This is a genomic window from Kiloniella laminariae, assembly GCF_027214005.1.
In the GTDB taxonomy this organism is placed as follows: Bacteria; Pseudomonadota; Alphaproteobacteria; order Kiloniellales; family Kiloniellaceae; genus Kiloniella; species Kiloniella laminariae_A.
Map to the genome: position 1 here is coordinate 249,975 of NZ_JAPWGY010000005.1, position 23,494 is coordinate 273,468.

The 23,494-nt window shown below is 49.2% G+C and carries 22 protein-coding genes and 1 pseudogene; 12 read left to right on the forward strand and 11 right to left on the reverse strand.

Going from position 1 to position 23,494, the window contains the following annotated elements; translation table 11 throughout:
* Nucleotides 1-3: 3 nt before the first annotated feature.
* The 7 genes and pseudogenes from O4H49_RS15120 to O4H49_RS15150 all read left to right on the forward strand — a co-directional run bounded on the left by O4H49_RS15120 (nucleotide 4) and on the right by O4H49_RS15150 (nucleotide 3,235).
* Entirely contained in the window at nucleotides 4-792 is a 789-nt protein-coding gene (locus tag O4H49_RS15120) for a thiazole synthase (RefSeq protein WP_269424269.1), read from the forward strand.
* Nucleotides 785-1,378, forward strand: coding sequence for a thiamine phosphate synthase (locus O4H49_RS15125; protein ID WP_269424270.1), 594 nt, complete (start codon nucleotides 785-787; stop codon nucleotides 1,376-1,378). The genes O4H49_RS15120 and O4H49_RS15125 overlap by 8 nt, the downstream gene beginning before the upstream one ends.
* Before the next feature lie 126 nt (nucleotides 1,379-1,504).
* Nucleotides 1,505-2,298, forward strand: a pseudogene (locus O4H49_RS15130) (IS5 family transposase).
* Nucleotides 2,299-2,397: 99 nt separating this feature from the next.
* Entirely contained in the window at nucleotides 2,398-2,604 is a 207-nt protein-coding gene (locus O4H49_RS15135) for a hypothetical protein (RefSeq protein ID WP_269424271.1), read from the forward strand.
* 88 nt (nucleotides 2,605-2,692) lie between these two features.
* Nucleotides 2,693-2,824, forward strand: coding sequence for a hypothetical protein (locus O4H49_RS15140; RefSeq protein ID WP_269424272.1), 132 nt, complete (start codon nucleotides 2,693-2,695; stop codon nucleotides 2,822-2,824).
* The gene (locus tag O4H49_RS15145) at nucleotides 2,821-3,075 is read left to right on the forward strand and encodes a transposase (RefSeq protein ID WP_269424273.1); all 255 of its coding nucleotides are present in this window, start codon (nucleotides 2,821-2,823) and stop codon (nucleotides 3,073-3,075) included. Before O4H49_RS15140 ends, O4H49_RS15145 begins: the two co-directional genes overlap by 4 nt.
* A gap of 31 nt (nucleotides 3,076-3,106) precedes the next feature.
* On the forward strand, nucleotides 3,107-3,235 hold the full coding sequence (locus O4H49_RS15150) for a hypothetical protein (protein ID WP_269424274.1): 129 nt from the start codon (nucleotides 3,107-3,109) through the stop codon (nucleotides 3,233-3,235).
* Here the strand turns inward: O4H49_RS15150 and O4H49_RS15155 are convergent.
* The gene (locus O4H49_RS15155; protein ID WP_269424275.1) at nucleotides 3,228-3,614 is read right to left on the reverse strand and encodes a nuclear transport factor 2 family protein; all 387 of its coding nucleotides are present in this window, start codon (nucleotides 3,612-3,614) and stop codon (nucleotides 3,228-3,230) included. The two genes, O4H49_RS15150 and O4H49_RS15155, sit on opposite strands and share 8 nt — an antisense overlap.
* A 100-nt stretch (nucleotides 3,615-3,714) precedes the next feature.
* Here O4H49_RS15155 and O4H49_RS15160 point away from each other — a divergent pair, with 100 nt between their 5' ends.
* The gene (locus O4H49_RS15160; RefSeq protein ID WP_269424276.1) at nucleotides 3,715-4,602 is read left to right on the forward strand and encodes a LysR family transcriptional regulator; all 888 of its coding nucleotides are present in this window, start codon (nucleotides 3,715-3,717) and stop codon (nucleotides 4,600-4,602) included.
* Between the two features lie 63 nt (nucleotides 4,603-4,665).
* On the opposite strand, the gene pyc is transcribed toward O4H49_RS15160, so the two are convergent.
* A complete protein-coding gene (pyc, locus tag O4H49_RS15165; protein WP_269424277.1) occupies nucleotides 4,666-8,124 on the reverse strand; it encodes a pyruvate carboxylase in 3,459 nt (1,152 codons plus the stop codon).
* Between the two features lie 410 nt (nucleotides 8,125-8,534).
* Here pyc and O4H49_RS15170 point away from each other — a divergent pair, with 410 nt between their 5' ends.
* Nucleotides 8,535-9,095 carry a tetratricopeptide repeat protein gene (locus O4H49_RS15170; RefSeq protein ID WP_269424278.1) on the forward strand — a complete coding sequence of 187 codons (561 nt, stop codon included), beginning with the start codon at nucleotides 8,535-8,537 and terminating at the stop codon, nucleotides 9,093-9,095.
* A 15-nt stretch (nucleotides 9,096-9,110) separates the two neighbouring features.
* Here the strand turns inward: O4H49_RS15170 and O4H49_RS15175 are convergent, their stop codons facing one another.
* Nucleotides 9,111-9,620 (reverse strand): A24 family peptidase, encoded by a 510-nt coding sequence (locus O4H49_RS15175; protein WP_269424279.1) that lies wholly within the window; start codon nucleotides 9,618-9,620, stop codon nucleotides 9,111-9,113.
* A 199-nt stretch (nucleotides 9,621-9,819) separates the two neighbouring features.
* On the opposite strand from O4H49_RS15175, the gene betI reads away from it, so the two are divergent.
* The gene (gene betI, locus O4H49_RS15180; RefSeq protein ID WP_269424280.1) at nucleotides 9,820-10,419 is read left to right on the forward strand and encodes a choline-responsive transcriptional repressor BetI; all 600 of its coding nucleotides are present in this window, start codon (nucleotides 9,820-9,822) and stop codon (nucleotides 10,417-10,419) included.
* Between the two features lie 52 nt (nucleotides 10,420-10,471).
* Nucleotides 10,472-12,136, forward strand: a complete 1,665-nt coding sequence (betA, locus tag O4H49_RS15185) for a choline dehydrogenase (protein ID WP_269424281.1) — start codon at nucleotides 10,472-10,474, stop codon at nucleotides 12,134-12,136.
* A gap of 77 nt (nucleotides 12,137-12,213) precedes the next feature.
* On the opposite strand, the gene O4H49_RS15190 is transcribed toward betA, so the two are convergent.
* Nucleotides 12,214-13,800 carry an ABC transporter substrate-binding protein gene (locus O4H49_RS15190; RefSeq protein WP_269424282.1) on the reverse strand — a complete coding sequence of 529 codons (1,587 nt, stop codon included), beginning with the start codon at nucleotides 13,798-13,800 and terminating at the stop codon, nucleotides 12,214-12,216.
* 188 nt (nucleotides 13,801-13,988) lie between these two features.
* Complete coding sequence (locus O4H49_RS15195; RefSeq protein ID WP_331283766.1) at nucleotides 13,989-14,828, reverse strand: helix-turn-helix transcriptional regulator; 840 nt, start codon at nucleotides 14,826-14,828, stop codon at nucleotides 13,989-13,991.
* Between the two features lie 185 nt (nucleotides 14,829-15,013).
* Here O4H49_RS15195 and O4H49_RS15200 point away from each other — a divergent pair, with 185 nt between their 5' ends.
* Nucleotides 15,014-17,011 (forward strand): CocE/NonD family hydrolase, encoded by a 1,998-nt coding sequence (locus O4H49_RS15200; protein ID WP_269424284.1) that lies wholly within the window; start codon nucleotides 15,014-15,016, stop codon nucleotides 17,009-17,011.
* 159 nt (nucleotides 17,012-17,170) lie between these two features.
* On the opposite strand, the gene bioB is transcribed toward O4H49_RS15200, so the two are convergent.
* The 6 genes from bioB to O4H49_RS15230 form a co-directional block, all read right to left on the reverse strand.
* Nucleotides 17,171-18,310, reverse strand: coding sequence for a biotin synthase BioB (gene bioB, locus O4H49_RS15205; RefSeq protein ID WP_269424285.1), 1,140 nt, complete (start codon nucleotides 18,308-18,310; stop codon nucleotides 17,171-17,173).
* 197 nt (nucleotides 18,311-18,507) lie between these two features.
* Nucleotides 18,508-19,824: an adenosylmethionine--8-amino-7-oxononanoate transaminase gene (gene bioA, locus O4H49_RS15210; RefSeq protein WP_269424286.1), complete on the reverse strand. Its 1,317-nt coding sequence runs from the start codon at nucleotides 19,822-19,824 to the stop codon at nucleotides 18,508-18,510.
* 3 nt (nucleotides 19,825-19,827) lie between these two features.
* Nucleotides 19,828-20,481 carry a dethiobiotin synthase gene (bioD, locus tag O4H49_RS15215; RefSeq protein WP_269424287.1) on the reverse strand — a complete coding sequence of 218 codons (654 nt, stop codon included), beginning with the start codon at nucleotides 20,479-20,481 and terminating at the stop codon, nucleotides 19,828-19,830.
* Nucleotides 20,482-20,523: 42 nt separating this feature from the next.
* The gene (locus O4H49_RS15220) at nucleotides 20,524-21,336 is read right to left on the reverse strand and encodes a methyltransferase (protein WP_269424288.1); all 813 of its coding nucleotides are present in this window, start codon (nucleotides 21,334-21,336) and stop codon (nucleotides 20,524-20,526) included.
* Nucleotides 21,333-22,004: an alpha/beta fold hydrolase gene (locus O4H49_RS15225; RefSeq protein WP_269424289.1), complete on the reverse strand. Its 672-nt coding sequence runs from the start codon at nucleotides 22,002-22,004 to the stop codon at nucleotides 21,333-21,335. The genes O4H49_RS15220 and O4H49_RS15225 overlap by 4 nt, the downstream gene beginning before the upstream one ends.
* Entirely contained in the window at nucleotides 22,004-23,200 is a 1,197-nt protein-coding gene (locus tag O4H49_RS15230) for an aminotransferase class I/II-fold pyridoxal phosphate-dependent enzyme (RefSeq protein WP_269424290.1), read from the reverse strand. The genes O4H49_RS15225 and O4H49_RS15230 overlap by 1 nt, the downstream gene beginning before the upstream one ends.
* Nucleotides 23,201-23,494: the final 294 nt, after the last annotated feature.

The following is a 23,494-nucleotide window of genomic DNA, read 5'->3' on the forward strand; positions in this document are numbered from 1 at the left end:
ATCATGACATTAGAGTTTTACGGCCAGAAGATAACATCACGATTTCTGATTGGCACAGCGCTTTACCCCTCCCCGGCGATCATGCTTGATGCCATACAGGCATCCGGTTCTGAGATTGTCACGGTGTCGTTGCGACGGGAATCAGGGAAAGATCTTGCGGGGCAAAAGTTTTGGGACATGATCCGAAGCTCAGATTTGCGAATACTGCCAAATACAGCGGGCTGTAAAACCGTTAAAGAAGCTGTTACCACAGCCCAGATGGCACGGGAGATCTTTGACACAGCTTGGGTAAAGCTCGAAGTCATCGGCGAAGATGACACCTTGCAGCCGGATGTTTTCGGGCTGGTTGAAGCCGCCCGAATTCTCTGTAACGAAGGTTTCCAGGTCTTCCCCTACACAACAGAGGATCTGGTCGTAGCAGAGAAACTGGTCGCGGCAGGCTGTGAGGTCCTGATGCCCTGGGGGGCACCGATAGGAAGCGGTCGTGGCCTGAATAATGTTTATGGCTTACGAAGCTTGCGCGCCCATTTTCCATCAATTCCGCTGGTGGTTGATGCCGGGTTGGGATTGCCTTCTCATGCAGCCGCTGCCATGGAGCTGGGGTATGATGCCGTTTTGCTAAACACCGCCGTGGCTAAAGCCGGAGATCCTGTGGCAATGGCCCGGGCTTTTGGACTGGCGATTGAAAGCGGGCGACTGGCTTATGAAGCTGATCCCATGGAACAGAGAGACATGGCCGCGCCATCAACACCGGTTATCGGACTCCCCTTCTGGAACCAGAAACATGATTGAGCCTTTTTATCAGATCGTTGATGATGTGAAGTGGTTACCCCGTTTTCTCCCGCTTGGCCTGAAACTGGTACAGTTGCGAATTAAGGATAAGGAACAGGATGACGTCCGGGCACAGATACGCCAGGCACGAGAGCTTTGTCGGGAGTACAAAACCCAGCTGGTTGTGAATGACTACTGGCAACTGGCTCTGGAGCTGGGGTGTGATTTTATCCATCTGGGCCAGGAAGACCTGGATCAGGCCGATCTGCCCAAGATACGTCAGGCGGGTCTCAAGCTGGGGATCAGTACTCATGACGAGGCCGAACTTGACCGGGCTCTCGCCCTGTCCCCAGATTATATTGCGCTGGGACCTGTCTATCCGACCATCCTCAAGCAGATGTCCTGGGCACCACAGGGTGCTGAAAATGTTCGCCGATGGAAAGCACGGGTTGGCAAGGTCCCGTTGGTCGCCATTGGTGGTCTGTCTGTGGAAAGAGCCCCGGACATTTATAAAGCCGGGGCCGATTGTCTCTGCGTTGTCACTGATGTGCTCTATCACCCAAATCCTGAAGAACGCCTTCAGCAATGGCTGGAAATAGTTATCTGAGGTACCAGCAGTCCAGGGAAGTAGAGATTGTCATTTATGACGACAATCTCTACTTCCCTTAGGGCCTGACCAGAAATTAGTTGAGTGATTACAGTCACTTTTGATTCTATTGGTTTACGCCAACAAATGGAGATCACAATGGTTTGGACTGCAACCACTCGGCGCGATTATGAGTGGCCTCCTTGCCGTTACGGCTGTTTCAGGGTCGCCCCCGGACAACGGATTTACGTGAGGTGATGAATGGCATTCTTTATATTGCAACAACGGGCTGCCAATGGCGGATGCTGCCGAAAGATTTCCCTCCGCGCTCGACGGTTCAACGCTATTTCTACCACTGGCGGGATTGTGAGCTCCTGAAAACGATCAACCATCACCTGGTCATGTGGAGCCGCGATCTTGAGGGCAGCGAGGTCAGCCCGACAGCAGGGATCATTGACAGCCAAAGCGTCAAAACCACAGAAAGCGGCGGACTTCGGGGCTATGATGCAGGAAAGAAAATCAAAGGCAGAAAACGTCATATTGTCACCGATACCCTGGGACTGCTGATCGGAAGTGTCGTTCACCCTGCTGATATCCAGGATCGGGACGGGGCACCAGATGTTTTGAGTTCCATTCGCCGAAGCCATCCGTGGCTGCGACATCTTTTTGCCGATGGCGGATATGCGGAGCCCAAACTCCGCAAAGCCCTGGCTAAAATCGGTGGCTGGACAATTGAAATCGTGAAGCGTTCTGACAAGGCGGAAGGATTTGAAGTCCTGCCCTGCCGATGGGTGGTCGAACGGACATTTGCATGGCTCAATCGCTGCCGCCGATTGGCAAAGGACTGGGAAAAATCCATCCCGTCCGCTGAAACATGGGTACTCGTATCATCCATAAGAATGATGACACGAAGGCTGGCAAGGTATTATTATGAAACATAAAGTTTCGAGTCAGGCTCTAAGACATGACCCCAGTCAAGTTAATAAAGGAACTGCTTTCAAACCAACCAGAGGTAAAGGGTATTTTGATGATCTTAAATAATGGGTATTACTGTGAAATTAGATAAGGTAGATAGTGGAAGAATAATCATAAATGTTTCTCTTGAAGAGTTAATAATTATCAACAACGCTTTGAATGAAACTTTTGAAGGACTAGATGATTTTGATTACCATCCACGTATGGGTGCGACTCAGGCCGAGGTGATGAATTTACTTAAAGAGGTTAAATCAATAATAGAAATCATTTAGCCTTTTTAAGCTGGACACTTCTAGAAACCTCTGTGCAAAGCAGGCGGATTTTGCTTCACTGGTTCGGGGATAGACAGGCTCGGTTTGCATGATGAAGCAGCGTAAATTATTCGGGATTGATGACCAGCTCCGTCGGTTAAGTGATCTGGGTGACCAGTTGGAGCTTCTGGGCTCGGTGGTGGATTTGAGGCCTTCCGCAGCGGCCTGGTCATTGCGTTGAGACGCAGCAACCGGGATCGGGGCGGCCGCCCGCCTTATGATCCGGTGATGATGTTCAAGATACTGGTGATCCAGTTGCTGAATGACCTGAGCGACGAACGGACGGAATTCCTGATCAACCATCGGCTGTCTTTCATGTCCTTTCTCGATCTTGAGCTTGGCGACCGGGTGCCGGATGCGCGCACGATCTGGCTGTACCGGGACTTGCTGAGCCGGGACAAGGCAATTGACCATTTGTTTCTCCCGGCTTGACACCCTAATCGTGGAGCAGGGTTTTCTGGCGATGGGAGGCCAGATTGTCGATGCCACGATTGTCTCGGCCCCGAAGCCGCGCATGAGCGAGATGGAAAAGGTTGACGTGAAGGTAGGCAAGTCGGCAGATGATTTCTGGCCGGACCGTCCTTTTAGATAAATTTTTCGGTCATTTCAAAGGCATCTTCTGTTAATAGCCACTGATTGTCGTGCTGGCGACACCATTTTTCTTTGGTAATCCTTCCCTGTCCGACATTCATTTTCCAATTTGATGTAAGCAATACAGTGTTTGTGTCAATAACGTCCATTTTTGTGTCAAAATATTCCACGTCTTTGGCCCCAGAGAGAATGAAATCCTGCCAGAATTTAAAGATGGCCGCTTTGCCGATGAATGATCCCATTCCCCCAACTTCCATCACGGCGTCTTCATGATAAGCCGCTGCGCAAATATTGGGGTTGGCACTGTTAAAGCCTGCTTTCCATTTCTCGCTGGCCAACGTGACAGCAGATTGAACTTCAACATGATCAATTTTATTCATTGTTTTTCCCTTCATCATTCAATGCTGCATCCAATATATTGGCGACAATAAATTTAATAAATGGCATTGATTTTGAAATTGTGTTCGATAAAATCGAACAATGAGACAAAATCTTGATCGTATGCTTGTGTTTGCCGCTGTTGTAGAAGCGGGTTCTTTTACCGAGGCTGCTCTGAACCTCGGGTTGTCAAAGTCCGTAGTCAGCCACCACATCAGCAAGCTTGAATCTGAGCTTGGTACAAAATTGCTTAACCGCACGACGCGAAATCTGTCTCTTACAGAAGCAGGAGAGCACTTTTATCTAAGATGTAGAGAGGTTTCAAAAATAGCTCGGGTTGCGGTTGAAGAGGTGCAAAACCTTTCGACAACAATTCATGGCCCGATCGTGATAACAATTCCACATGCTCTGTTAAGTCACTCAGTTGGAGTGAAGCTAATGGAATTTTTTGAACGTTACCCTTTGCTCGAACCAACAGTTATCAACGACGATCTCAGGCGAGAACTGATTGAGGAGCAGATTGATTTGGCAATTACTGTCGGGACGCTTCCAGATTCTTCTTTTAAGTCCCTCCGGGTGGGGACATTGACAGAAGCGCTTTTTGCGAGCCCCCAGTATCTTGAAAAGAACCCGGTTTTAGATAATCCACCCGAGTACATTGCCAATCAGTGGGAGGGAACAGTAATTTTGCAGTCGTATGAACGTGCAGATGGTACCAGAAGAGTTTTTCAAGCAATTGCGACAAGAAAAGCAAATAATATTGTGACTGTTCAAAATATGGCAAAGGCTGGTCTTGGTTTGGCCCGACTGCCTTTGCATATGGTGGAACAGGATGTTTCAGAAGGACAACTTGTCCGGCTGTTCCCTGACGACATTCCCATTACATCAGCGATTAGGATTCAACACGCCTATGGGCGTCAGATGCCTAAAAAAATCAGGGCCTGCATTGATTATCTTGGCAGGATACCCTTGACTGAAACTGCGGAATGACCCGGTGAAGGCAACAGATCTGCGGTCAAGCAGCTCTGTTGCCTGGTTCATTAAGTAATCTGGTTAATCCGTAATGATTGCGAGAAGATCCTTGGTTTCGACCTTTGAACCCGGCGTCACAAGGATCTGTTTTACCGTCCCGTCCCGTTCGGCCAGAACCGAGGTCTGCATCTTCATGGCTTCGATCGACATCAGGACATCTCCGCGCTCAACCACCTGACCTTCGATTGCGGAAACGCTGACGATCAAACCCGGCATCGGGGCACCGAGATGTTCGATGTTTCCCGGATCTGCTTTTGGATGGGCTGTTTTGGCCGGAGCCCGGCTACGGTCTGTTACCTTGACGGTCCGGGGCTGGCCATTGAGTTCAAAGAACACGGTGCAGCTGCCGTCATCATCAGCGTCGCTGATCGCCCGGAAACGGATAATCAGTGTTTTCCCCTGATCAATATGTACGGAAAGTTCTTCACCGACCTCCATGCCATAGAAAAAGACGTGTGTCGGCAGAACCGAGACATTTCCATAATCCCGCTGGTGCCTGGCGTAATCGATAAACACCTGTGGATACATAAGATAGGAGGCAAACTCGAAGTCAGTGATACTGCGTTCAACCTTCTTTTCCACTGCGGCTCGTTCTGCAGCAAGATCTGCAGCGGGCATCAACGCGCCGGGGCGGTCTGTGAAGGGAGTGACATCTTTCAGAATTTTTTTCTGCAAAACCGGAGGGAACCCGCCGGAAGGTTGCCCCAGATCTCCCTTGAAGAAAGAGACAACGGATTCAGGAAAGGCAATTTCCCGGTCCGGGTTTTCGATATCCGCCCGGGTCAAGTCACTGGTTACCATCATCAGGGCCATATCGCCGACGACTTTTGACGAAGGAGTGACCTTGACCACATCGCCGAACATATCGTTGACTTCGGCATAGGCCCTGGAGACTTCAGGCCAGCGCTCCTCGATACCGAGAGACCGGGCCTGTTGACGCAGATTGGTATATTGACCACCGGGCATCTCGTGATGGTAGACATCCGAAGTTCCGCTTTTGATGTCGCTTTCAAAGCCAATGTAATTGGCTCTCACCTGTTCCCAATAACCGGAGATATCCTGCAGAGCCTGGTCATCAAGCCCGGTATCCCGGTCTGTGTTTCGCACAGCTGCTGCAATAGATCCCAGATTTGGCTGGGATGTCAGGCCGCTCATGGAATCAATACAGGCATCAACCGCATCAACCCTGGCCTCAGACGCTGCGAGAATGGTGGCAGCAGAAATGCCGCTGGTATCGTGAGTGTGGAGGTGGATCGGCAGGCCGACTTCCTCTTTCAGGGCTTTGATCAAGACCTTGGCTGCGGCAGGTTTAAGCAATCCGGCCATATCCTTGATACCCAGAATATGAGCACCGGCCTTTTCCAGCTGCTTCGCCATCTCAACATAATATTTGAGGTCGTATTTGGGACGCTTGGGGTCAAGAATATCACCGGTATAGCAGATTGCAGCTTCACAGATCTTGCCGCTGTCCCCCACCGCATCCATGGCAACACGCATGTTTTCGACCCAGTTCAGACTGTCGAACACCCGGAAAAGATCCATTCCGGCATCAGCCGACTGTTTGACAAAATACTGCACCACATTATCGGGATAGTTGGTGTAGCCCACTCCATTCGAGGCGCGAAGCAACATCTGGGTCAAAAGGTTGGGCATGGCAGATCGCAGCTGCGACAAACGATCCCAGGGACATTCTTTGAGAAAGCGCATGGCTACGTCAAAAGTCGCTCCGCCCCAGCATTCCATCGAGAAAAGATTACTGAGGTTTTCTGAATAATAAGGGGCAATTCTTACCAGATCATCCGTGCGGACTCTTGTTGCCAATAGCGACTGGTGTGCATCGCGGAATGTGGTGTCGGTGATCAGAAGACGCTGTTGGTTTTTCATCCAGTTGGCAACCGCTGTTGCCCCTTCCCGATCCAGAAGCTGCTTGGTCCCCTCAGGAACAGCAAGGTTTTTGGGTTTGGGAACACGGGCGACATGGGGATGGACAGGATGAAGGCGGCCCGAGACCTCGTCGTTGCCATTGACCATGATATCGCCAACAAACCGTAACAACCGGGAGGCCCGGTCCCGGCGACGGGGCATATGAAAGAGTTCCGGTGTATCGTCGATAAATTTGGTGGTATAGTCGCCGCCCCTGAACTTTGGATGAGACAGCACGTTTTCCAAAAATGTCAGGTTGGTTGAAACACCCCGGATACGAAATTCCCGTAACGCTCTGTCCATACGGGCAATGGCTTCATCAGGTGTGCCACCCCAGGCCGTGACCTTTTCGAGGAGCGAGTCATAATGGCGGGTAACCACAGCCCCGGAAAAAGCCGTGCCGCCGTCCAGACGAATACCAAAACCTGTTGCCCCCCGATAGGCCAGGATCTTGCCATAGTCCGGAATGAATTTGTTTTCCGGGTCCTCGGTCGTCACTCGGCACTGAATGGCATTGCCGTGCAGCTGTATATCTTTCTGTGCAGGGACACCGCTTGTCGGTTTGCCGATGGTGCCCCCGGCTGCGATTTTGATCTGGGCCTGGACGATATCAATGCCTGTTACTGTTTCTGTGACGGTATGTTCGACCTGTACCCGAGGATTAACCTCGATAAAATAGAACCTGTCATCATCCATATCCATCAGAAACTCGACGGTTCCTGCATTCACATAATTGGCGGTTCGGGCGATCGCCAGAGCGGCCTGACAAAAAGCATTCCGCTGTGTTTCAGTAAGATAGGGTGCTGGTGCGCGCTCGACGACCTTCTGGTTGCGGCGCTGTACAGAGCAATCACGTTCGAACAGATGGACAACATTGCCATGACTGTCGCCAATAATCTGAACCTCGACATGGCGGGCCCGACGGACCAGTTTTTCCAGATAGATCTCGTCATTGCCAAAAGCGGCCATGGACTCACGACGGGCTGCATCTACCTGTTCAAGCAGCTCTTCTTCGTTTTCAATAACCCGCATACCGCGGCCACCACCACCCCAGCTGGCTTTGGTGATTACAGGATATCCGACCTTTGCCGCCAGATGTGTGATCTCAGCGTCATCATAAGGTAATGCTTCTGTTGCCGGCATCACCGGAGCCCCGGCCTGAATGGCCAGAGCTCTGGCTGAAACCTTGTTGCCCAGTCCGCGCATGATGTCGCCGGAAGGGCCAACAAAGATAATCCCTGCAGCTTTGCAGGCATCGGCAAAATCCGGATTTTCCGAGAGAAAGCCATATCCTGGATGAATAGCGTCTATATTGGCTTCTTTTGCAATGCGCAGAATATCCTGAATATCAAGATAGGCCTGGATTGGCCCCTTCCCTTCGCCAACAAGATAACTTTCATCAGCTTTGAAGCGGTGAAGGGCAAAACGGTCTTCATTCGAATAGATCGCAATTGTTTCTATGCCCAGTTCTGTTGCTGCTCGAAAGATACGGATTGCAATTTCGCTGCGGTTGGCAACGAGCAGACGTTTGATTTTTTTTTGTCCAAGATCGCTCACGCTTTTCTCCTCCAGTAGAACCGGATTTCTTATTATATGTTATCTCTGTGTGGTGAACGACTATGCCACTCACCTGTTGACATGCTGTTCCGAATGCGACGAGGAGTGACTTTCTCACCCACTTCTTTTCAATCTACAGGTACGGAAAGTAAATACTCAGCCCTGAAAAGAGAAATAAAATACTTGTCTATACATTCATGGGACCTGCGATTCCAATAAGCATGCATTTTGTCTACCACAATTAATTGGTAAATTGTTTCTGTGTTATCGAAAATATTTAAGGAATGCTTTTGTATCGAGACAATATGTCTTGTGCGGGCTTGCACCAACTGAACAGGAAGACCAATCAACAATTCCAATCACGTACAGATGATTTTCTATTTTGGCAGAGACGGTGCAGGATTCAGTCCATGAAGAATAAACTGTTTTATCTCGTACTGCTTTCCCTTTGTCTTGTCATCAGTCCGTTTAAGGTCCGGGCTGATCAGAAAGACAGTCGGTTACCTTCTCTTTTTGAAAAACTTCAACTGGCTTCGCCCGGAGTGGAGAGTTTTCTTATTGAAGGAAAGATCTGGTCAATCTGGTTGGAAACAGAAGACGGAATTATTGCGGAGCAGATGGATGGAGCAGGAAGAGCAACTGGCAAAGGTGACTATGAAGAAGCTCTTCTTGGCTATACGTCGATTATCAAACGAAACCCGAACTATGCCGAAGCCTGGAACAAACGGGCATTGACCCATTATCTTATGGGAAACCTGACAAAATCACTGACCGACATCAACAGAACGCTGTTACTCGAGCCCCGACATTTTGGAGCTCTTGCGGGACAGGGGTTGATTTATATCGCCCAGAAAAAATGGCGTTTGGCCAGGCAGGCTCTGGAAAAAGCTCTTGCTGTGCATCCGACCATGCCCGGGCCACTAGAAAATCTGCGGTATGTTAAAACACAGATAGAGGGTGAGGAGATATAAAAAGAAAACACTGGTTCAGGATAAAAACAAAGGAAGTTGATCCATTACAATAAACAAGGCGATGCCGATCGCTACGCCATAAGGGATTTCCCCGCCTCTGCGCAACCAGTTCGGCATTGCCGCTGTTACATTGTACTTTGCCAGAAGATATTCAAAAGCGTGGGTATAACGACGCAGTATCAGGATAATCAAAACCTGCCCTCCGCCAACAAGTGAGACAATGGTTATAAAAACAGGCAAGAGTTTCAATCCGGTCCAGAGGGCGAGTACAGTCAGCAACTTGACGTCACCCCCCCCGAGAATACGAAAGGAAAAAAGCACAATCCCGGCGACGAAAACAATTCCCATTGCCATAAGATGATCAAGAATGTCGATCGGGAATTTGTTAAAGACAAAGGTCATGGCAAAAAGCAGGGCCAAAGCCAGGCAGACGACGTTGGGAATGCGCATCTGGATCAGATCGTACAACATCGTAACAACAATAAAAAGTATCAGTACCAGCTTTGTTATCAGTAGCGCATCCATACCTGATCTCTGTTCGTGTTTTACGTTTTACGCATACCATAAGGATACACTGCACTGACATTGTGCTCAATTCTGGTTAATGCCGTATTAACCCATGGTATCCGGTGCACGAAAGAGTAAAATTTATTTTGGTTGATCGTCCAATAAAAATTGCTTACAGCTTATCTCATCAGGATAAATGGCTTTGCAGGGACTGAGAATGCCGAAAGTGGGAATGGAGCCCATCAGAAAGCAGCAATTGATTGATGCCACGATCGCTTCAATCCATGCGCGCGGGTTTTCCGAAACCAGCATTCGCCAGATCAGTCAGGCTGCCGGAGTTTCTCCGGGTATTGTTCATCACTACTTCCGGGACAAGGATGATCTTCTCCAGTCAACCATGCGCAAATTGTTACAGGACCTGAGATTGAGGGTTCTGTCACAGCTTGCTTTGGCCAAAACGCCGGAAGAGCGGGTTGTCTCCTTGATTTACACTTATCTGGATGACCACCTTTTCGAGCCGGAAACAGTGTCTGCCTGGCTCGCATTCTGGGCGCATATCCCCCATTCTGACAAACTCAGGCGATTGCAGAAGATTTACGAGCAACGGCAGATGAGCACCTTCAGGCATGCCCTGAAACAAATTCTGCCTTTTGAGCAAGCAGACAGGGCAGCTTGTGGTCTGGTTTCACTGATTGACGGTTTGTGGGTCAGAACCTCGCTTCAGGAAAAGCCAATGGAAAGGCAAAAAGCCCAGGAGCTTGTTCTGGACTATTTTGCCCTTTTGATCGGTAAGCCGGCAGCGTGCCAAACCAGATAATTATTATTCCCTATTGATTGGCCACAGGCCACGGCGCAGCAGGAGAAAGCAGATGTCGAACCAAACTTTTGATTTTATTATTGTCGGGGCCGGTTCGGCGGGCTGTGTCCTGGCAAATCGCCTGAGTGAAGACCCCAAGAATTCGGTTCTCCTGCTGGAAGCAGGTGGCAGTGACAGCAGCATCTTTATCCAGATGCCGACTGCACTTTCCATCCCGATGAATATGTCCCGTTATAACTGGGAATTTGAATCCGTTCCCGAACCCCACATGAATAATCGTCGGATGCACTGTCCTCGCGGCAAGGTTCTTGGGGGATCTTCCTCGATCAACGGGATGGTTTATGTACGTGGCCATGCCTGTGATTTCGATGAATGGGAGGAAAAGGGCGCAGAAGGATGGGGCTATCGCCACTGCCTGCCCTATTTCAAACGGGCAGAAACATGGAAAGGCAAAGCAGACGCTTATCGAGGCGATCGTGGCCCATTGGCAACCTGTAACGGCAATGAAATGCAGAACCCGTTGTACAAGGCTTTTATCCAGGCGGGTGTAGAGGCAGGTTATGGCGCGACTGAGGACTATAACGGTTACCGTCAGGAAGGCTTCGGCCCCATGCACATGACGGTCAAGGACGGAGTGCGCTGGTCTACGGCCAATGCCTATCTGAAACCGGTTCTTGATCGGCCCAATCTCAAGGTTGTTTCAGGGGCTTTGACCAAACGTATTGTCATGACGGGTAAAAAAGCCTCTGGCATTGAGTATCAGATTGGTGGCGTTAGCAAAACCGCACTGGCAAACCGGGAAGTCATTCTGTCGTCCGGGTCAGTTGGCTCCCCTCACCTGTTGCAGGTCTCCGGGATTGGTCCGGCAGAGGTTCTCAAAAAAGCGGGTGTTTCTGTCGTCCATGATCTGCCTGGCGTTGGCAGCAACCTGCAAGATCATCTCGAAGTCTACTTCCAGTTCCGCTGTAAAGAACCCATTACACTGAACGGTGAGTTGAGCCTGTGGCGCAAGTTCCTGATCGGTGCGCGCTGGATGTTGTTCAAGAGTGGTCTGGGGGCAACCAATCACTTTGAATCCTGCGCATTCATTCGCTCAAAAGCCGGGTTGAAGTGGCCGGATATCCAGTATCATTTCCTGCCCGCTGCAATGCGTTATGATGGACAGGCTGCCTTTGATGGTCATGGTATTCAGGTTCATGTCGGACCGAACAAGCCGAAAAGCCGGGGTCACATTCACATCACCAGTGGCGACGTGAAGGACAAACCCGAGATCCTTTTCAATTACAACGAACATGAAGATGATCGGGAAGCTTTCCGCGCCTGTATCCGTCTCAGCCGGGAAATCATGGAACAGTCTGCGATGGCCCCCTATTGTGCCGATGAAATTCAGCCTGGCGCAGCCTTGACTTCGGATGAGGATCTGGATGCCTGGATCAGGGAAAATGCGGAAAGTGCCTATCATCCGTCCTGTACCTGCAAAATCGGATCAGATGATGATCCTATGGCCGTACTCGATAACGAGTGCCGGGTCAGAGGTATTGAGAATTTACGTGTGGTTGACAGTTCGATCTTTCCGACCATCCCGAATGGCAACCTGAATGCCCCAACAATCATGGTTGGCGAAAAGGCTGCTGATCTTATTTTGGGGAAAGATCCTCTGGCCCCTTCCAATGCCGAGACCTGGATACATCCGGAGTGGGAAACCAAACAGAGGTGATAATTCCATAGGCGGAATTGGTTGTTTTCTCTTGAGAAAGAAGGCACTGAAAGGTTTCAGTGCCTTCTTTGTTATTATTAAGAGAGCCACCAGCGTTCAACAATTCTGGCACCGTCAAAGTCACGATCAGACCCCAAAGTTCCATGAGCGATTTTTTCACTGCTGGCCATAATTGCATTGGCAAAGAAAGGAACAATAACGCCGCCTTCATCGCGAATAATCAACTGCATTTCTGTATAAATTTCCCGGCGTTTGCTTTTGTCAAGCAAGGGGCGGGCTTCTTTTAAAAGCCTGTTGAAACGTTCGTGTTGCCAAAAGGTATCATTCCAGCTTGCCGTTTGCGCATAACCAGTAGAGAACATTGTGTCTTCGGTTGAATAGCCGCCCCAATAACAAGCGCAAAACGGTTTTTTCATCCAGACGTTTGACCAATATCCGTCGTTTGGCTCACGTACAACATTGATATTGATTCCAGCACGCGCGGCTTGTCCTTTGTAAAGCACCGCGGCATCGACGGCTCCGGCAAAGGCGGCATCAGCAGCGCTGAGATCAACTGTTAAACCTTCAGCACCGGCTTGTTTAAGATGGTATTTGGCCTTTTCAGGATCATAACTTCTCGGACTAATTTCAGAAGCAAAATTACGATAGGAAGGCCCAATCGGATTGTCATTACCAATAGTGCCGTGACCGCGTAAAACCTTGTCGAGGATTTCCTGTCTATCGATGGCATATTTCAGGGCGAGACGGACATTATTGTCCTTAAACAACCCCATATCAGTACGCATGGGAAAGGTATAATGGAGTGGTCCTGCTGTTTCCTCGACCTTCATCCCCGGTTTACGGGAAAGTAGGCGTGCCGTCTTGGGATCAACCTTGTCTATCGCCTGTACGGCTCCGGTGAGCAAGGCATTTGTCCGGGCGGATATATCGTGAATAACCAGAATATCGACACTGTCGGCATGGGCACGCCCAGGTTTCCAGTAGTTGGTATTTTTGACAAATGAGGCTTTCACACCAGGTTCAAACTCTTTGAGCTGATAACCGCCAACGCCAATCCCTGATTGCCAATCAAGAGATCCATCCTCTTTGGCTTGAAAAACAGCGAACTGCGGGAGAGCCAAATTGTAGGGAAAATCAGCATTACCTTCAGCCAGTTCAATAGTGACCGTTTGGTCATCAGGCGCTTCAATCTGCACAATTGACTGGGCAATTGGTCTGACTGCTGATTCAGAATTTTCTCCGCGGTGGTGATTTATGGAAGCAACAACATCATTTGCCTTCAGGTTTTTACCATTATGGAACGTAATATTTTTCCGGATCTGGAAGGTCCATATTCTTGCATCCGTGCCTCCATCCCAGCTGGATGCAATTGAGGGAATCAGATCTCCGGATGGGGCAATTTCAGTCAAGGTGTCTGTCATGGCCAATATGACCACGCCCTGAAAGTTATTTTCTGATCTGGCAGGGTTGTAACTATCTGTAGCGGCTCCATGCCCCATTGCCAGTATCATATGGCCACCGGATTTTGGTGTTTCCGTAGCAAGGGCTGTCGGAGACCAGCCCGATGCAGTGAGGATGCCTGCGCCTGTGGCACCTGCAATGAAACCTCTTCGGGTAATACTGCTGTTTGAGGCTGCTGATGTGTTCAGTATACTGGTCTTCATAGAGTTTCTCCCAATTATCTTGCTCCCAGTTCATGGATTTGGCCTGTCTTATTCGACCTGCCTCTTGTTATTATCTGACTGATTAGGGAACATTTTTTGGATCAAAACAATTTCGCTGAATAAAAATAACTGACGCTTTTTGAGTGATATCAGCTTCAGAGTGCGTCAGTTTGTTTTGGCCAGGTTAACTAGGAATGATTACTGGCATAAAGAACCTGTTCTTGGTTATTGATCTGATTTCTGATCATGGCTTCAACTTTATCAGGAACAGCGTCACTGTGTGCATTAAAACGACCACATTCACCTAAAGCTACCTTCAGGTTATATTGTGGGTCGAGTTTTTGGAAAATAATGCGGGCAGCGGCCGGTACTCTTCCCCGGGTGCTGGGAACACCTAGAGTAAGTCCGGATAACAGTCCTACTCTGCTATGGTGGGATGGCATCAGCGTCGTCTGGGAAATCGTTCCCTTGACCAGTGTTTCATGCTCCCGGATGTAGATTGTTTCTTCCAGATAGGCAACAGATCCAAGATATTTAAACAGGAAGGCATTGGATAATCTTTCACCTGATTCTCTAATAACCTCAATACCTTTACTGTAAATTCTCCCATCATCTTCAAACAGGTTGATCAGGGATTTGGTGATCATGCCAGGGGCTGCGAGAGAATAAAAATAGGTGTGATAATACCCCAGGTACTTTTGCAAGCGCCTGGTGGAGTTCTGGTATACCTCATCCAGATATCCCAGCCGCAGTTTTAACCGGGAATCTCCCATCGAACGCTGGTTGCGTTCATGCAGTAGAACCGAAAACTTGCTGTGTTCGATCAGGAGATCACTTGGATTAAGCCCGAGATATTCCGAAATTCTAGCCATGTTGTGTCTGGATGGCTGAACCGAACCACTGAGGTATTTGTTAAATTGTTGCCGATTGATGCCAATTCTACGGCAGATATGAGAAATAGACGGGTGCTGGCTACAGGCCAGTCTCAAGTTTAAAGAAAAATCATCCATCTTAATTTCCTTAAGCATACTGAAGCTATATTTAGACTATATAGCATAAAATATTATTAAGTAGCGAAATTGGTTTTAAGCCATAAGCTCGATAGTCTGTTTCCTGACCGAGAGTGAAAACCAGTCATATCTGACACGACCTCGGGCTCTGGTTTTTAATGGTTTGTTACAAGAAAATAGGTGCAGTTATGGGGAACAGTTTTATGAGGTTGCGTCAGGTCGAGACAGAAGAAAACCTCTGGATTATTCTTTCCGACGGCTGTCGACTTGCTGCACGTATGTGGTATCCGGCTGATTATCTTACCACCCCTGTTCCTGCAATCCTCGAATACATTCCTTATCGTAAACGTGACGGCTCTCGCCTGCGGGACGAAGGCATGTATTCTTATATGGCAAGCCATGGCTATGCCTGTATTCGTGTGGATATCAGAGGCAATGGAGACTCTGATGGTTTAATGGAAGATGAATACAGCCCTCAGGAACTCGACGATGGCATCGAGATTATCAACTGGTTGGCTACACAGCCGTGGTGTACGGGCAAGGTCGGAATAGTTGGAATTTCCTGGGGAGGATTTAATGGCCTGCAGATTGCAGCCATGCAGCCTGAAGCGCTCAAGGCGATTATAACCATTTGCTCTACCGATGACCGTTATGCGGATGATATTCATTACATGGGCGGCTGTTTGCTCAACGACAACATGAGCTGGTCATCCCAGATGCTTGCCTACTCATCACGCCCGCCAGATCCTGCCTTGGTTGGAGAAAGGTGGCGAGAAATGTGGCTTGAGCGACTGGAGAATATGCCCTTACTGGCTGCAAACTGGTTACGTCATCAGCGTCGGGATGAATTTTGGAAACATGGATCCGTATGTGAAAATTACGCTGATATCACAGCTGCCGTCTATGCCGTTGGGGGGTGGGCCGATGGGTACAGCAATGCCATCCCGCGCCTTGTTGAAGGTTTGCAGGCCCCTGTTTGCGGGTTGATCGGACCTTGGGAACATAAATATCCTCACATTGCCAGGCCCGGGCCTGATTTTGACTTTCTACCTGAGATGCGTCGTTGGTGGGACTACTGGCTCAAGGATATTGATAATGGTGTTGATCAACAGCCAAAACTCCGCGCCTATATCATGGATTCAGTCAAACCTGCTGTTGATTACAACCACCGTCCCGGCTTTTGGATTGAAGAGGTTAATTATCCAATTTCCTCGGTGACAGATAAGCTGCTCTATTTAGTTTCGGGAGGGCTTTGCGAAGACTGTCCTGAAGAACATCAGCAACTTGAACTTTGCTCTCCCCAACATACCGGACTTTCTGCTGGAAGATGGTGTGCCGGAATGCGCCTGGATATGGAGAACCCTCAGGATCAACGCGGCGATGATGCCTATAGTTTATGTTTTGACAGTGATTTACTCGAAAAAGAGATGCTGATTTTGGGAGCTCCTGTCGTGTCACTGACGGTCGCACTTGACAGACCTCAGGGGATGATTGCCGTACGCCTGTGCGATATACATCCGGATGGGGCTTCGACAAGAATAACCTATGGATTATTAAACCTGTGCCATCGCGACAGTCATGAATTTCCTGAACCTCTCGAACCAAACAAATGTTACAGCGTTCAGGTAAAATTGAATGATATCGGCTATCGACTACCGAAAGGACACAAGCTGCGCCTTGCTATTTCGACAGCTTACTGGCCGATTTCCTGGCCTTCACCTGAAGAGACAACAGCCACGATTACAACCGGAATAAGCTCCCTGCTTTTACCCGAATACAAGATTGACCATCCTGAGCTCATAAAAATGCAGCCCGCAATCCCGCGAGGTGAAGACGATGTGGTTATTCACCGAGAACCTGCTTCTTCACGGAAAACCGAGCAGGACTGTAATAACGGAACAGTCACAGTCACAACGATTGAAGATTTTGGTCAGAAGATATTTCCTGCAACAGGATTGGAAGTGAGTAGTCGGGTTGAGGAGCGCTTCACTATATCCCCTGATGATCCGTTGTCTGCCTTTGCAGAGGCACATTGGGTCATGGCTGTCGGAAGGAATGAATGGCAAACGCGTACTGTTGGCAAGACAACGATGAATGCCGACAAACAAAATTATTATCTCATTGCCACGCTGGATGCCTATGAAGCTGATGAGAAGATTTTCAGTAAGGAATGGAAAGAGACAATCCCGAGAGATTTATGATTCTTAAAAATTTTCAGAGATCAGAGGCTTTTGGCCTTTGATGGCAAGAGACAAGTTTTCACTTTCTTTTGTCAAGCTTTACTCGGACCAGTAAAGCGACCTGCCTCTCTTACGCCGTGAGTAAATAACTCACGGCGTTTTTTTATCTCTGTTGCTAGTTCACACACAACCGCAGTCGGGTGAACCACAGCCACGGGGTGCTGCGTCGTGATGTTCGACAACGGCCCCCTTCTGTTCTGTTGCCAGGCCAAGACGGGCAAACAGCGCCATGTCTTCATTCTCTTCTGGGTTGGCAGTGGTCAGGAGCTTGTCACCATAGAAAATGGAATTTGCACCCGCCATGAAACAAAGCGCCTGACCTTCGTCGCCAAGTGATCGCCGCCCGGCGGAAAGACGTACATAGGACTTTGGCATCATCAGGCGGGCAACAGCTACGGTGCGCACCATCTCAAAACTATCGATACGCTGCATGTCGCCAAAAGGCGTTCCCTTGACGGGTACCAGCATGTTGATCGGCACAGAGCCCGGATGCTTTGGAAGATTGGCAAGCGCCATCAGCAGTCCGACACGATCCTTGCGCTCTTCACCCATGCCGATAATGCCGCCAGAACAGACATTTAGGCCCGCTTCACGCACATGAGAAAGGGTTTCGATCCGGTCTTCAAAGGAACGGGTCGTGATCACTTCCGGATAATATTCCGGGGAGGTATCAATATTGTGATTGTAATAATCAAGACCGGCCTCTTTCAGGCTGTCGGCCTGATCGCGGTTCAACATACCCAGGGTCATGCAGGTTTCCATGCCCAGGTCTTTCACCGCGGTTACAATTTCAGCAATCTTGTCGATATCGCGGTCTTTGACATTGCGCCAGGCTGCCCCCATGCAAAAACGACCAGAACCATTGGCTTTGGCTTTTTTTGCATATTCAACAACGCTCTCCTTGTCCATCAGTTTGCTGGCCCCAACGTCAGTCTGATAACGCGAAGACTGTGAGCAGTACTTACAATCTTCGGCACAGCCACCCTGTTTGATGTTCAGCAGCGTTGAAAGCTGAACCTTGTTGGGATCAAAGTACTTGCGGTGCATGGTTTGGGCCTGAAACAGCAGGTCCATCAAAGGCAGGTCATAAAGGGCTTCGATTTCTTCGCGGGTCCAGTTGGTCCGCAAGTCGCCCGAGGCAGATGTCTCTGTATTCTCAGCCGCAACAGTATCCGTTATAGCCTGTGTGGCCACAGGTACATCAGTAAGACGGGTATCTGTAATTCGGGATTCATTTTCCATGGCGGCCTTTACTCCCATGTTTGTTTGCTGTGCTGTTTTAACGTTCCCGACCAGTAACGGCAAGCAACAAGCAGTTTTGTTCTCATTCTTTTATCGCATAAAACAGCCCGAAGAACCTTTGATTTCTGCTCAAGTGTTTTGCAAAAATACTTCAGGTCTGATGACAAGCCCTTTATGTAGAAATATTTCTTTCTATTACAATACCTTGGTCGCCGCTATTTCGGGTTCAATGCGACCATTGCTTCGGCCATTGCTTTCCATCCTGCATCAATCTGATCGTCTGTGATGCAATAGGGCGGCAGAAGATAGAGGACGTTGCCCAGCGGACGAATCAACATATTCCGATCCCAGAACCATTTTTTCAGCTCGCCCCCGAGTGATGAGGTGTACCCGCCATCACTCACAACGGCATCAAAAGCTGCAACAGTGCCTGTCACACGGTGGTGTCGGGTCTGAGGCAAATCTCTCAGATAGTCCAGTCCTTTGTGATGGGCCTGTTCAATACGTTTCAGACTGTCACGAGTTTCCTTGTGCTGCAGTAATTCCATGGATGCAAGCGCAGCAGCACAGCCCAAAGGATTGGCTGTGAAGGAATGCCCGTGGCAGAAAGCTTTGTCAAAGGTCTCGCCAAGGAATGTCTCGTACAGACGGTCGGTGACGACAGTGACCGAAAGAGGCAGAAAACCTGCTGTAAGTCCTTTTGACAGGCAAATCAGATCAGGAACAACGCCAATCTTTTCGCAGGCAAAATTCTCACCTGTACGACCAAAGCCGGTCATAACCTCATCAAAGATAACCAGAATACCCTGCGCCTGAAGCTTGTTCACCAGCTGCTTTAAAAATCCCGGGCGGACCATCCTGATTCCTCCCGCCCCCTGGATCAAGGGTTCCAGGATCATGGCGCAAATCTCTGATCCATGTTCGGCAAGGTGTTGATCAACGGCGACCAAAGCTGCTGTCTCTTTGGCCTCGACCTCGGCATCGTTTTCCCAGGTTTCCGGATAGGGCATGATATCAACTGAAAACAGCAGCCCTTCCCAGGCATCAAACATTTTCGAAGCTATACCGGCAGACATGGCACCGACAGTATCCCCATGATAAGCGCCATCGAAGGTCATAAAACGTTTGCGATTGGGTTGCCCGATATTGCGCCAATGCTGATAGGCAACTTTCATTGCCACTTCGACAGCGGTAGAGCCATTGTCTGAAAAGAATACCCGGTTCAATTGACCGGGAAGAAGGTCAGACAGGGTCCTGGCCAGTTTGACGGCAGGTTCATGAGTGAATCCGGCAAAGATCACCTGCTCAAGACGTGCCGCCTGCTCGGCAATTGCGTTGGCAACTGTCGGATGAGCATGACCAAAAAGATTGACCCACCAGGAAGAGATGTAATCGACGATTTCCCGTCCGTCCTTGGTGCGCAGGAATACGCCCTGCGCAGAATCAATGACGATAGGATCCGGGGCGGTTTGTGCCTGGGTAAAAGGATGCCAGACGTGGCGTTTATCCAGTTCAAGAAAGTTATCAGTCATCAATTATTCTCTTCCAAAATATTGAGCAACCCGATCGAGCCTGGGCATCAAGCTTCCAAGACTTTCCGGGGTGACATCTGTACAGAAGGGAAGTTCCGCCAGGACTTCCGTCTTGCCATACTGTTCGATCGCTTCAAGATTGGCCTTGTTTTCAGGACCGTTCAGGATCACGCCAGCCAGTTTAACGCCGCGATTGCGCAGGGCAGTTATGGTCAACAGCGTATGGTTTATTGTCCCGAGACCGGAGCGGGCTACGATTAAAGCAGGCAGTTCCAGTTGTGCCATAAGATCAAGCATCATGTGCCTGTCATCCAGAGGGACCATCACGCCCCCTGCCCCTTCCACAACAAGAAACTCTTTGCTTTTGATATCGGGGAGCTTGAAATGCCCAAACTCTATTTTCTGCTTCACACGTTTTGCGGCTTCGTGTGGTGACAGCGGGTCGGGAAAAGAATAGAGACAAGGGAGTATCTGGTCCGTTTCAATGCACGACAGACGTTGTATTTCCGGCGCGTCATGTTCTTCTTCAGGGCCTGTCTGTACAGGTTTCCAATAGTGTGCCTTTAACCGTTTGACCAGAGCAGCTGCAGCAAAGGTTTTGCCGACACCTGTGTCTGTTCCCGTAATAAAGACACCTTTCTCAAGCTGTTTACTCATACTGCTGCAAACCCCTGACCATTGATTATGTACTGGCTGTTCCTAAACCTGCTGCGGCAGTTTATTGCTGCATAGCACAAAAGCGATCTCATAATTGGCTTCGACTGTCCCGTCTGTAAAGCAGCTTTCGTATTTTTTCATCAGGGATCGCAATTGTCCCGGAGCAATCGGGGTCTGTCCCAGACCACTTGAGTGGGCCCCAATCTCTTTCAAGGACCTGAGGAAATCGAGTGCCGAGTTATGGAGTTGCAAAAATGTTTGCCTGTGGATATCAACCGAGTACTGATCTGTATTTGACCATAAGGTTGTGACATCCACAAAATGCGGTCCGCGCCGGTGAATAGCCATTTCCTGTTGGCATCGGTTCCAGCAATCGAAAGTTCCTGTATCCAGGGTGGTAAAAGCCAGAAGGCCTTCCGGTGCTAATAATGTGACTAGCTTTTCTACTGACCCCTTGAGATCATGAAACCATTGGAAAGCCATATTGGAGCAAATCAGATCAAAGGAACCAGACAGATCAGGGGTTTCTCCGTCCATGACTTTAAAATGGATTTCAGTAGCTTTTACATTGTTTTCCAGAGAAATATTATGCTGACATATCTTTATCATATCACTTGATATATCAGTTACAACCCATTCTGATTTAGAGAAAAATGGCAATAATCTCCTTGTCAGGTATCCGGTTCCACAACCGATTTCAAGTATCCGTAACGGTCTGTGGCTGGAAAGGTGTTTCTTGATGAGTTCTGCCAGTATCTTGGCAGAGTTTTGCTGTACTTCTGAATTCTGTTCGTACCGTTCTGCTGCCACGCCAAAACGGCGAGCCAATCCTTCTTTCCAGTGTTTTTCGATCATCTTTTGATACCAGCTTTCAGGATATGGTGACTACACAGATCGGGATTTTGCCAGGGAAGAAGATGTCCTGCCTCTTCGCACCAGTTTATCTCCAGATCAGGGAAGAGGTGCTGTGTCATGGCTTCTGAAACAACAAGATCAGATCTACTGGCAAGAACTGTCGTCGAGGCCGGATCGATCCTGGAACGCAAGTCCTGATCCCGTAAAAACTCCAGCCCCCACATAAGCCGTTCGACATCAGGAGCACCATCTGCTGTCGTCATAAATCTGCTTTCCTGTTTTTCCCCAAATTCACCACCAGTTTCAAAACTGGTTTCACAAAGAGCGTAAAAATCCTGTAAGACACTGTCACAGGCTTTGGGTAATTTCCTCATCATACGATCGACAAATCTGGGGGGGACGCCTTCAGGAAAACCTTCTCCTGCACAAAAACGGGTGAAACCATTGATAGAGACGAGTTCATCCCAGGAGATTTCCGCTTGAGACAACAGCCATGGGACACCGAGAGAGTGTCCGACAGCAACGTCAAAATGCCCCGTCGGAATATCAGTGTGTCCACGAAATCCGAGATCGGCACAGATGATGTCATGTGCTTTCCCCAGTCTGACGATAACTCTTTGCCATATTTCGGGACCATATCCCCAACCGTGCACCAGCAGTACCCGCATCAACGGCGTACCTCCTCAAGGATATCGCCAAGAGATTCAAGTAATCCTGATACTTGATCATGACTATGCGCGGCACTCAGGGTAATCCTCAGACGTCCGGATCCTTCCGGAACTGTTGGTGGTCTGATTGCCCCGACCAGATATCCCCTATCTTCGAGTTTTTTGGCAACCTGGATCACTGTTGCATCGTCACCGATGATCACTGGAATAATCTGGCTTGTCGATCCGCCGGTGGAAATCCCCCTTGCCTGCAGGCCTTCTCGTAAGAAAGAGCCCAGGTCTTGCAGATGCTGTCTTTCCGCCTCCATGCCAGGCACAAGATCCAGTGCGGCATCTATAGCTCCAAGAACCTGTGGCGGCAAGGCAGTGGCATAGATCAGGCCGGGACAGGAGTTGATCAGGTAGTCCCGCACGATACAAGAACAGGCTATATAGGCCCCGTATGAGCCAAGGCCCTTGCCAAAGGTGCCGAGGACCAGTTCATCCTTTGAAATGCCCCCGGCACAAAGCCCCATACCTTTTTCACCGAAAACGCCGGTTGCATGGGCTTCATCAATGTACAGGAAAGCGTCATGTTGACGAGCCAGTTGTCTGATCCTGCCAACATCCAGAATGTCACCATCCATAGAAAAAACGCTTTCCGTGACAATGATCCTGTTTCCGGGTTGTTTTTTTGACTTTTCAAGAAGTTCTTCCAGATGCACCAGATCATTGTGCCTGAAGCGTATCTGTTTAACCTGGGCGGCCTGGGCTCCAAAATGCAAACTGGCATGGTTGAGTTTATCGGTAAACAAGAGAACATCTGTTTGACGTAACCCTCCGTGCAAGTTCTTGTTTAACAAAGAAGCCAGCACCGTCGAATTGGCCTGAAAACCGGAATTGAGCAACAGTGCTGCCTCGGTTCCCTTTAGATCAGCCAACTTCTGTTCGATTTGTTCATAAGCGGGATGATTACCGGTAACCAACCGGGAGGCGCCGCTACCTGTACCAAAGTCACGGGCATAAGACGCCGCGCGTTCTGTTAATCGTGGATCCAGTGCCAAACCCATGTAATCGTTGGAAGCAAAGTTCACCAGACGGGTTTTGCCACGCTCGATTATCCCACCAGGCCGTGGAGTTGAGTTTTTCAAGGTTCTGTGGCGGTTCTCAGGAATAGCATCGAGGTATTCCTGAATAGAGCTTGAAAGGCCGACCACTTTGATGTCTCCGCTTTACCCGACTGGAATTTATCGAGGCCCAAAAACTGATGTTAGAAACTGGTTGCTTACACGAAGATGGTTTTAATCTTTTGGGATCGCAAGGGCAACAGCCAGTATAGTTATTGCGACAAAGCGAAGAAATAAAACAGGAAAAGGCGGCCGAAGCCGCCTTTTATAAAAATATGCAGAATATACTCAACCGCGACGACGGCGGCGTTCTCCGCGGGCTGATCCAGCACCGGCTTCGCCTTCAGGGGCTGGTTCGCGGTATTTTTTGATCCAGTTGAGGCA